This is a genomic window from Nonomuraea sp. NPDC049624 (assembly GCF_040675255.1).
Classification (GTDB): domain Bacteria; phylum Actinomycetota; class Actinomycetes; order Streptosporangiales; family Streptosporangiaceae; genus Nonomuraea.
In genome coordinates this window covers 358,491-368,656 of the sequence record NZ_JBFAOR010000010.1, presented here as the reverse complement: position 1 = coordinate 368,656, position 10,166 = coordinate 358,491, and the positions used below count along the sequence as shown (strand labels likewise).

The following is a 10,166-nucleotide window of genomic DNA, read 5'->3' as shown; positions in this document are numbered from 1 at the left end:
GCATGTGTTTCATGCACTGGCTTTTAACACACTGTTGAGTTCTCAAGAAACGGACGCGTACTTCCTCACCAGAACCCGTTCCCGGATCCCCGCTCAGAGGCGCTCACATTTCATTTCCTTCAGTCTACCAGATCCGGACGATTCTTGTCAAACCGCCCGATCCGGGAGCTTCCGGACCCGCTCCGTTTCGGAGCAACCCTGCTAACTTACTCTAACTTCCGGCCTTTGTCCACCGCCAGGTCAGACAGCCCGAAAGTCGGGGTTGATCAGAAGGGGTGTCGGGGCCGATCGGCCTCGCGTTGAAAACTCTAGCAGCCCTGAGGACGTCGAAGGTCCATCTTCGGTAACGAATGGACCTTCCCCGCGTTCGTATGCTCTAAACCCCGAGCCCGGACAGCTGTGCCTCAAGCCGCGCGATGTCCGCGGCGGCCTGCTCGGCCCGGCCCCGGACCTTGGCGACCACGTCGTCGGGCGCCTTGGACATGAACTGCTCGTTGCCCAGCTTGCCGGCCGCCTGCGCGGCTTCCTTCCGGGCGGCGGCCAGATCCTTCTCCAGGCGCTTGCGCTCGGCGACGACGTCGATGGCGCCCGCGGTGTCGATCTCCACGGTCACCGCGCCCACGCTGAGGCGCGCTGTGGCGTTGAACGTCTCCGCCGGCTCGGTCAGCCGCAGCAACGCGCGGATCGCCCTCTCCTGGGTCTCCAGCGGCGTGCCGGACAACCCCAGACGGGCGGCCACCTTCTGGCCAGGCTTGAGCCCCTGGTCGGAACGGAACCTGCGGACCTCGGTGACGAGCTCCTGCAGGGCGTCGATCTCGGCCTCGGCCGCCGGATCCGCGTAGCGCGCGTCGGTCTGGGGCCAGGGGGCCACGACGATCGACTCGCCACCCGTCACCGCTCGCCACAACTCCTCGGTGACGAACGGCACCAGCGGATGCATCAGCCGCAGCAGCGCGTCGAGCACATGCCCGAGCACGAGCCGGGTGTGTTCGAGCCCCTCCCCGAGCTGGATCTTGGCCAGCTCCAGGTACCAGTCGCAGACCTCGTCCCAGGCGAAGTGGTAGAGCAGGTCGGAGGCCTTGGCGAACTCGTACTCGTCGAAGGCCGCGTCGGCGGCGCTGACCACGGTCTGCAGGCGGGACAGGATCCAGCGGTCGGCGGCGGTGAGGTCGAGCCCGTCGAGCGAGCCCACTGCCGCGCCGTTCATCAGCGCGAACCTGGTGGCGTTCCAGATCTTGTTGCAGAAGTTGCGCGAGCCGGCCGCCCATTCCTCGCTCACCGCCACGTCGGCGCCGGGGTTGGCGCCGCGCAGCAGCGTGAAGCGGGTGGCGTCGGCGCCGAAGCGCTCGACCCAGTCGAGCGGGTCGACCACGTTGCCGAACGACTTCGACATCTTCTTGCCGTACTGGTCGCGGACCATGCCGTGCAGGGCCACGGTCTGGAACGGCGGACGGCCGTCCATGGCGTAGAGACCGAACATCATCATCCTGGCCACCCAGAAGAACAGGATGTCGTAGCCGGTGACGAGCACGGAGGTCGGATAGAACTTCTCCAGCTCCGGGGTGGAGTCGGGCCAGCCGAGCGTGGAGAACGGCCACAGTCCGGAGGAGAACCAGGTGTCGAGGACGTCGGAGTCCTGGGTGTAGCCGGCCGGCGGTTCCTCGTCGGGGCCGACGCAGACGACCTCGCCGCCCGGGCCGTACCAGACCGGGATGCGGTGGCCCCACCACAGCTGACGGGAGATGCACCAGTCGTGCATGTCGTCGACCCAGTCGAAGTAGCGCTTGGCCAGCTCCGGCGGGTGGATGCGGGTGCGGCCGTCGCGCACGGCGTCGCCGGCGGCCTTGGCCAGCGGCGAGACGTTGACGAACCACTGCAGCGACAGCCGCGGCTCCACCACGGTCTTGCAGCGCGAGCAATGACCGACCGAGTGCAGGTAGGGGCGCTTCTCGGCGACGATGCGGCCCTCGGCGCGCAGCGCGGCGACCACGGCCGGGCGTGCCTCGAAGCGGTCGAGCCCCTGGAAGGGACCGTGGGCGGTGATGACCCCGCGTTCATCCATGACGGTGAGGGACGGCAGCGAATGGCGGCGGCCGATCTCGAAGTCGTTGGGGTCGTGGGCCGGGGTGACCTTGACCGCGCCGGTGCCGAAGGCCGGGTCGACGTGCTCGTCGGCGACCACGGGGATCATGCGGCCGGTCAGCGGCACCTCGACCATCGTGCCGACCAGGTGGGCGTAGCGCTCGTCGGAGGGATGGACGGCCACGGCCGTGTCGCCGAGCATGGTCTCGGCGCGGGTGGTGGCCACGACGATCTCGTCGGAGTAGCGGATCGAGACCAGCTCGCCTTCGTCCTCGCTGTGCTCGACCTCGATGTCGGACAGCGCGGTGAGGCAGCGCGGGCACCAGTTGATGATGCGCTCGGCGCGGTAGATGAGCCCGTCGTCGAAGAGCTTCTTGAAGATGGTCTGGACGGCCCGCGACAGCCCCGGGTCCATGGTGAAGCGCTCGCGCTCCCAGTCGACGCCGTCGCCGAGCTTGCGCATCTGGCCGAGGATCCGGCCGCCGGACTCTTCCTTCCACTCCCAGACGCGCTCGACGAACGCCTCGCGGCCCAGGTCGTGGCGGGACAGGCCCTGCTTGGCCAGCTCGCGCTCAACGACGTTCTGGGTGGCGATGCCGGCGTGGTCCATGCCGGGCAGCCACAACGTCTCGCGGCCCTGCATGCGGGCGCGGCGGGTCAGCGCGTCCTGGATGGAGTGGTCGAGCGCGTGACCGATGTGCAGGACGCCCGTCACGTTGGGCGGCGGGAGGACGATGCTGTACGGCACGCGCGAGCTGCCCGGGTCGGCGTGGAAGTAGCCTTCGGACACCCAGCGCTCGTAGCTACGGGTCTCGACGTCGGCCGGCGTGTATTGGGTGGGCAGCTCTTGCGTGGTCACAAGGACCAATTCTAGGGAGCCGGACAAGCGAAACGCCCCCAGGACGAACCCGGGGGCGTTTTTCGCGGACGGTCAGGCCGACTTCTCGCGCGGCGTGCGCTGCTGCTTGGCGGCGAGCTGGTCGCGCGGGACGAGCGTCGGGATCGCGTGTTCCAGCACCGACTCGCGGGTGATGACCACGCGGGCGACGTCCTGGCGGGAGGGCACCTCGTACATGACGGACTGGAGCACCTCCTCCAGGATCGCGCGCAACCCGCGGGCGCCGGTGCCGCGCAGGATGGCCTGGTCGGCGATGGCCTCCAGGGCGCCGTCGGTGAACTCCAGCTCCACGCCGTCGAGCTCCAGCAGCTTGCGGTACTGCTTGACCAGCGCGTTGCGGGGCTCGGTGAGGATCTGGATGAGAGCCTCGCGGTCGAGGTTGTGGACCGAGGTGATGACCGGCAGGCGGCCGACGAACTCGGGGATCATGCCGAACTTCAGCAGGTCTTCGGGCATCACGTCGCCGAAGATGTCGGCCGTGTCGACCTCTTCCTTCGAGCGGATGATGGCGTTGAAGCCGATGCCCTTCTTGCCGATGCGCGACTCGATGATCTTCTCGAGGCCGGCGAAGGCTCCACCGCAGATGAACAGCACGTTGGTGGTGTCGATCTGGATGAACTCCTGGTGCGGGTGCTTGCGCCCGCCCTGCGGCGGCACCGAGGCCGTCGTGCCTTCGAGGATCTTCAGCAGCGCCTGCTGCACGCCCTCGCCGGAGACGTCGCGGGTGATCGACGGGTTCTCGCTCTTGCGGGCGATCTTGTCGACCTCGTCGATGTAGATGATGCCCGTCTCGGCCTTCTTGACGTCGTAGTCGGCGGCCTGGATGAGCTTGAGCAGGATGTTCTCGACATCCTCGCCGACGTAACCGGCCTCGGTGAGGGCCGTCGCGTCGGCGATGGCGAAGGGCACGTTGAGCATCTTCGCCAGAGTCTGTGCGAGGAGAGTCTTTCCCGACCCGGTCGGCCCGAGCAACAAGATGTTGCTCTTGGCCAGCTCAAGGCCGTCGTCTCTACCCCGGTCGCCGGACTGCACCCGCTTGTAGTGGTTGTAGACCGCCACCGAGAGCGCCTTCTTCGCCTTGTCCTGTCCGATGACGTAGGCGTCGAGGAACTCGTAGATTTCCCTCGGCTTGGGCAGGTTGTCCCACTTGAGCTCGGAGGACTCGGAGAGCTCCTCCTCGATGATCTCGTTGCAGAGATCGATGCACTCATCGCAGATGTAGACGCCTGGACCGGCAATGAGCTTTTTGACTTGCTTCTGACTCTTCCCGCAGAAAGAGCACTTCAGCAGGTCTCCCCCGTCGCCGATGCGTGCCACCCCAGATACTCCTTTGCGTGGGACCGCCCTGCTCACGCGAGCAGTGTCTCCGGACATCCTCCGGACTAGGCCGAACCGCTCAGGTTTCGACGTTACCGTCTTCTGGGCCCTCAGTGAGCCCCCTAGCGGCGAGTCGCACCGGAACGTGCCCTATTGGGCAGCGCTCCGGTGCGTCACATCTCAACTAGGAAGCGACGGCCTGAGCTCGTTTCTTCCTGGTCGGGATGATGTCGTCGATCAGACCATACGCCTTTGCCTCGTCCGCGTTGAGAATTTTGTCGCGTTCGATGTCCTTGCGGATGTCGGCGGAGGCCTTGCCCGTGTGCTTCGCCACGATGTCCTCAAGGAGGGATCGCATGCGAAGGATCTCGCGGGCCTGGATCTCGATGTCGCTTCCCTGGCCACCGCCCTCGGTGGAGGGCTGGTGGATCAGCACCCGGGCGTTGGGCAGCGCGAAGCGCTTGCCCGGGGTTCCGCCGGCCAGCAGCACGGCCGCGGCGGACGCGGCCTGGCCGAGGCAGACGGTCTGGATCTCCGGCCGGACGAACTGCATCGTGTCGTAGATCGCCGTCATGGCCGTGAACGAGCCGCCGGGCGAGTTGATGTAGATGCTGATGTCACGGTCGGGGTCGAGCGACTCCAGCGTCAGCAGCTGGGCCATCACGTCGTTGGCCGACGCGTCGTCGATCTGCACTCCGAGGAAGATGATGCGGTCCTCGAAGAGCTTGTTGTACGGGTTCATCTCCTTCACGCCGTAGGACGTGCGCTCGACGAAGGAGGGGAGAACGTAACGGCTCTGGATGTTCATGTCAGCTCCCCCTAGGAGACCGGGCCCACGGAGGGCACCTGCCGCGCGCTGCGGACCACGTGATCGATGAAGCCGTAGTCCTTCGCCTCCTCGGCCGTGAACCAGCGGTCGCGGTCGGAGTCGGACTCGATCTGGTCCAGCGGCTGCCCGGTGTGGAAGGCGATCCGCTCGGCGAGCGTCTTCTTCACGTAGAGCATCTGCTCCGCCTGGATGGCGATGTCGGCCGCGGTGCCGCCGATGCCGCCGGACGGCTGGTGCATCATGACGCGGGCGTGCGGCAGGCCGTAGCGCTTGCCGCGGGCGCCGGCGGTGAGCAGGAACTGCCCCATGGAGGCGGCCATGCCCATCACCACCGTGGACACGTCGTTAGGCACATATTCCATCATGTCGTAAATCGCCATACCGGCACTCACCGAGCCCCCCGGCGAGTTGATGTACAGCGTGATGTCGCGCTCGGGGTCGTCGGCCGCGAGCAGCAACAGCTCGGCGCAGATCCGGTTGGCGATCTCGTCGTTGACCTCCTGACCGAGCACGATGATGCGCTCACGCAGCAGGCGCTGGTAAAGCTGGTCCTCAAGCCGGAAGGACGAGCCGTTCTCACGGCCTCGCGACTCAGGCTGATAGAAGGTCGGCGGGCTGGTCACAGCGTCACCTTCCGATGCGTCGTAAGTGATTGGCTTTGCTTGTGACCTTAACGCGCGACGCCCACAGGTCATGCCCGGTCCCCCGTACTGTTCGCTGACGGCGCAGGTCTGGGTGGCCGGTCTTCTGCCAGCCTACGCCGTTCCTCCACGTCCAGCTCATGGTCCGGCTCTGTGGGCGTTTCGGCGGGGTCGGTTCCGTGCTGGTGGGGCTCGTGGAGCTTGGGGGATTGCGTACCGGTGGATGCCGCCCGTGGCCGGGGAAGCGGTCGCGCGGACGGTGGCGGTGAGGGGCTGTCGAGCGGTCGGAGGGCGGCCCCCGTGCCTGAGGGGCCGTTCGCGCCCCGCGGGACCGTCAGGTGCCTTCTGGGCGCGTACACGCGCTCGGCCGCGCTCGCGGACGCGCACGGCGCGCCGACGCGGCCCGGAAAACACGAAGCCCCCGGACCCATCGGGTCCGGGGACTTCGGGGAAGATCAGGCTTCGGCCTTCTCCTCGGACTCGGCGGCCTCGTCGGCCTCGTCCTCGACCGGGGCGCCGTTGATCTCGGCGTAGATGGCCTTGAGGTCGACCTCGTTGCCCTCGCTGTCGACGACCTTGGCGGCGTCGCCCAGCACGGACTTGGCCTTGTCACGGACGATCTCGACCATGGCCAGCGTGAGCTGGTCGTTGTCGGCCAGGTGCTTGGCCAGCTCGTTGGGCTGGACGCCCATCTCCATGGCGCGGCGCACCACGAAGTTGGTCAGCTCCTGCTCGTTGACGCCCAGCTCCTCCTGCTTGACGATCTTGTCAAGCACGAAGCCGACCTTGAGCGCCTTGGCGGCGTTGCTGTCGAACTCGGCGAAACGCTCCTCCTCCGTCGTCTGGTAGAGACGGAAGAAGGCGTCGCGGCTGAGGCCGCTCTCGGCGATCTGGTGGTCGAGGTTGTGCTTGCGGGCATCGACCTCGGCCTTGAGCGCGCTCTCGGGCAGCGGGATGTCGATCTTCTCGAGCAGCGCGTCGAGGGCCTTCTCGCGGGCCTGGACGACCTGGTCGATGAGCTTGTTGCGGCGGGCCTGCTCGCGAATGCTGGCCTTGAGCTCGTCGAGCGTGTCGAACTCGCTGGCGAGCTGGGCGAACTCGTCGTCGAGCTCGGGCAGGACCTTCTCCTTGACCGACTTGACGTTGATGATCACGTCGGCCTCCTCGCCGGCGTTCTCGCCGCCGACGAGCTCGGTCTTGAAGCTCTTCTCCTCGCCCGCGGACATGCCCGCGAGGGCGTCGTCGAGGCCCTGGAGCACCGAACCGGCGCCGACCTCGTAGGAGACCTCGCTGGCCTGCTGCTCCTCGATGTTCTCGCCGTTGATCTCGGCGCGCAGGTCCATCACCACGAAGTCGCCGTTGGCGGCCGCGCGCTCGACGCCGGTCAGCGTCGCGAAGCGCTGGCGCAGCGAGTCGAGCTGGGCGTCGACGTCTTCGTCGGAGACCTCGGCGGAGTCGACGGTGACCTCGGCGCCCTGGTAGTCGGGCACCTCGAAGCTGGGCCGGATGTCGACCTCGGCGGTGAACTCGATCTGCTCACCGTCGTCGATCTTCGTGACCTCGATGTCGGGCTGGCTCACCGGGAACACGTCGACCTCGTCGACGGCCTGGCCGTAGAGCTTGGGCACCGCGTCGTTGAGGGTCTCCTCCAGCACTACCGCCCGGCCGAAGCGCTGCTCGATGATGCGGGCCGGAACCTTGCCAGGCCGGAACCCGGGGACGCGCACCTGCTGCGCGACCTTCTTGTACGCCGCATCCATGCTCGGGCGCAGCTCTTCGAACGGCACCTCGACGGTGAGCTTGACCCGGGTCGGGCTGAGCTCCTCGACAGCGGTCTTCACGGAATGGTCTCCTTGATCAAGCTACGAGTGATCGCGGGCGCGTCCATTCGGTACGGCTCACGCGCCGCGCCCACATGAGCGGCGTTGGGCATGCTCCGCCACGGCGGGATCCAACGCCGATGGCCAGTCTAGGGCAGATGCGTACCGAACAACGACGCCGTCGCCGTCAGAACTCCTCGGCGATCGTCCGCAGCAGATCGATCGTCTCATCAGGAGTGGTGCTCACGGCGCACAGCCGCTCCATGACCTCCGTGTATCGGTCCACGTCCTCACGCTTGTCCAGGTACAGCGCGCTGGCCAGTTGCTCGACGTAGACGACGTCGGGCAGGTCGCGGTCGGGGAAGCGCAGGATGCTGAAGGCGCCGCCCTCGGCGCTGTGGCCGCCGAAGCTGAACGGCATGATCTGGATGGTGATGCTGGGCTGCCGCATGAGGTCGATGAGGTGTTCGAGCTGGGCGCGCATCACCTCGACGCCGCCGATGGGCCGGCGCAGCGCCGCCTCGTCGATCACGGCCCAGAAGACGGGGCCGTCCGGCCGGTCGAAGATGCGCTGACGTTCGAGCCTGAGGTCGACCCTCCTGGCGATCTCCTCCGCCGCGATGCCCGCCGCTCCGGCGGTGACGACCGCCCGGGCGTACTCCTTGGTCTGGAGCAGTCCCGGGACGAACTGGACCTCGTAGGTCCTGATCCGGGCGGCGGCCTCCTCAAGGCCGACGTACGCCTGGAACCACGTGGGCAGGACGTCGTTGAACCGGTGCCACCAGCCGGGTTCGTTCGCGGTGGCCACCAGGTCGAGGACGGCGGCTCGCGCCTGCGGGTCCACGACGCCGTACAGGGTGAGCAGGTCGGCGACGTCACGTTCCTTGAACCCCACCCGGCCCAGCTCCATGCGGCTGATCTTGGATTCGGAGCCCCTGATGAGGTGCCCCGCCTCCTCGCGGGTGACGTTCTTCGCCTCCCTGAGCTTTCGCAGCTGGGAGCCCAGGAGGATGCGCAGCGCCGTCGGCCCGGAACCCGGCTGGTTCTGCGTCACTTTGCCTCCTATCAAGGTCCGCACACACAGTGACACCACATTGCCGGGTATGACAAGGTCTCAACCTCGTGTCCGATTAGGAGAGATTTGCCCCAAAAGGCGCATGCTGTTGCACATTGCAGCTGCACGTGCATTTGGGTCTTGCAGCCGCAGCGTTCGTGACCCATGATGGCTTAGTGCATTGTGGGCCAAACATGCACTAAACCGAGGGCTACGGGGAGGTATCGGCGGCATGGTGGAGGATCCTCTGGCCACTGCCGATTGCCTGCAGATCACCCGTGAGGTGGGGTTCGACCACCTGCTCAAGGGCGGGAAGCCGAACACGACCGCGTGCCCCCTGCCCTTCCAGGCCGACTCGGTGAAGACCGCCAGGGACGTGACCCGCTCCACGCTGCGGGGATGGGGCCTGCACGAGCTGAGCGACGACGCCGCGCTCGTGGTGTCCGAGCTGGTGACCAACGCCGTCAGATACGCCATGTACGCGGCCGGCCGCCGAGAGATCGAGCTCTTGCTGATGCGCGTGTCGCCGCACGTGCTGCTGGCGGTGGCGGACCCGAGCGACGAGGTGCCGCGCCGCAAGGAGCCGGACTTCATCTCCGAGAACGGGCGCGGCCTCTACATCGTCGAGACCTACAGCCAGTGCTGGGGCTGGGACCCGCTCGACCGCGGCGGCAAGGCCGTGTGGGCGTTGTTCCGCGCCGAGGAGAGCCCCGAAGAGGGCTGACCCCTCGCCCCTCTCGGCCTGGCCGCCACTCTGACCCTTCGGCCTGGCCGCCACTCTGGCCCCTCGGGCTGGCCGCTACTCGCCTGTGGCGCCGTCGATGCGCTCGCGCAGCAGGTCGGCGTGGCCGTTGTGGCGCGCGTACTCCTCGATCATGTGGACGAGGATCCAGCGGTGGGTGCAGTCCTGGCCGTTCCGGTCGGCCACGGCGTCGAGGGGTTTGGCGGCCGAGATGGCGCGGGCGCGCTCGATCTCGTCCTGCCAGGTGGCGAACGCCTCCTCCACCGAGGCGTCGTCCACGTCGTTGAAGTCGGCGTCGTTGTCGACGTCCTTGTTCCACAGGCGGGGGATGTCCTCGCCGTTCAGCACGCGGCGGAACCAGACGCGCTCCACGTGCGCCAGGTGCCGGACCAGACCGAGCAGCGACATGCTGGACGGCTCGGCGGAGCGGAGCCTCAGCTGCTCGTCGGTGAGGCCGGCGCATTTGACGGCCAACGTGCCGCGATGCCATTCGAGCCAGTTGCCGAGCACGGTGCGTTCGTCGCCGGTGAGGGGTGGGGGCACACGGTTGTCTGTCACGCCTCGACCTTAATGGGCACTTCGTCCGGGGCCGCGAACCAAGAAGCCCCCTCCGCGCCGGAGGGGGCCGATGACCTGGTCGGGGCGACAGGATGCGAACAGCAGGTCAGCTCACTGGTGGCAGGGCGATCTCGGCGACCCATAAAATCACCCGCATCGGTCGTCCCGGCTGGGGCTCCGCGTGCAGCGCGTGCCACTCCGAATCGTTGAGCAGGCAGGAGCTTC

8 protein-coding genes are annotated in these 10,166 nt (G+C 67.3%); 1 reads left to right on the top strand and 7 read right to left on the bottom strand.

What is annotated here, in order from left to right; genetic code table 11:
- Positions 1–376: 376 nt before the first annotated feature.
- The 6 genes from AB0J76_RS38235 to AB0J76_RS38210 all read right to left on the bottom strand — a co-directional run bounded on the left by AB0J76_RS38235 (position 377) and on the right by AB0J76_RS38210 (position 8,641).
- Positions 377–2,941 carry a valine--tRNA ligase gene (locus AB0J76_RS38235; RefSeq protein ID WP_352323603.1) on the bottom strand — a complete coding sequence of 855 codons (2,565 nt, stop codon included), beginning with the start codon at positions 2,939–2,941 and terminating at the stop codon, positions 377–379.
- 72 nt (positions 2,942–3,013) lie between these two features.
- Positions 3,014–4,297 carry an ATP-dependent Clp protease ATP-binding subunit ClpX gene (gene clpX / locus AB0J76_RS38230; RefSeq protein ID WP_185067261.1) on the bottom strand — a complete coding sequence of 428 codons (1,284 nt, stop codon included), beginning with the start codon at positions 4,295–4,297 and terminating at the stop codon, positions 3,014–3,016.
- A gap of 184 nt (positions 4,298–4,481) precedes the next feature.
- Positions 4,482–5,105, bottom strand: a complete 624-nt coding sequence (locus tag AB0J76_RS38225) for an ATP-dependent Clp protease proteolytic subunit (RefSeq protein WP_352323604.1) — start codon at positions 5,103–5,105, stop codon at positions 4,482–4,484.
- An 11-nt stretch (positions 5,106–5,116) separates the two neighbouring features.
- The gene (locus AB0J76_RS38220; protein ID WP_352323605.1) at positions 5,117–5,749 is read right to left on the bottom strand and encodes an ATP-dependent Clp protease proteolytic subunit; all 633 of its coding nucleotides are present in this window, start codon (positions 5,747–5,749) and stop codon (positions 5,117–5,119) included.
- A gap of 473 nt (positions 5,750–6,222) precedes the next feature.
- Positions 6,223–7,608: a trigger factor gene (gene tig, locus AB0J76_RS38215; protein WP_352323606.1), complete on the bottom strand. Its 1,386-nt coding sequence runs from the start codon at positions 7,606–7,608 to the stop codon at positions 6,223–6,225.
- Between the two features lie 166 nt (positions 7,609–7,774).
- Positions 7,775–8,641: a helix-turn-helix transcriptional regulator gene (locus AB0J76_RS38210; RefSeq protein ID WP_352323607.1), complete on the bottom strand. Its 867-nt coding sequence runs from the start codon at positions 8,639–8,641 to the stop codon at positions 7,775–7,777.
- Between the two features lie 232 nt (positions 8,642–8,873).
- Here AB0J76_RS38210 and AB0J76_RS38205 point away from each other — a divergent pair, with 232 nt between their 5' ends.
- Positions 8,874–9,365 carry an ATP-binding protein gene (locus AB0J76_RS38205; protein WP_352323608.1) on the top strand — a complete coding sequence of 164 codons (492 nt, stop codon included), beginning with the start codon at positions 8,874–8,876 and terminating at the stop codon, positions 9,363–9,365.
- Positions 9,366–9,440: 75 nt separating this feature from the next.
- Here AB0J76_RS38205 and AB0J76_RS38200 read toward each other — a convergent pair whose 3' ends face one another.
- Complete coding sequence (locus tag AB0J76_RS38200; protein ID WP_352323609.1) at positions 9,441–9,941, bottom strand: DinB family protein; 501 nt, start codon at positions 9,939–9,941, stop codon at positions 9,441–9,443.
- Positions 9,942–10,166: the final 225 nt, after the last annotated feature.

Excerpts from the sequence above, each read along its gene's own strand:
- AB0J76_RS38225 (WP_352323604.1), bottom strand. The coding sequence starts at position 5,105 with ATGAACATCCAGAGCCGTTACGTTCTCCCCTCCTTCGTCGAGCGCACG.
- AB0J76_RS38205 (WP_352323608.1), top strand. The coding sequence starts at position 8,874 with ATGGTGGAGGATCCTCTGGCCACTGCCGATTGCCTGCAGATCACCCGT.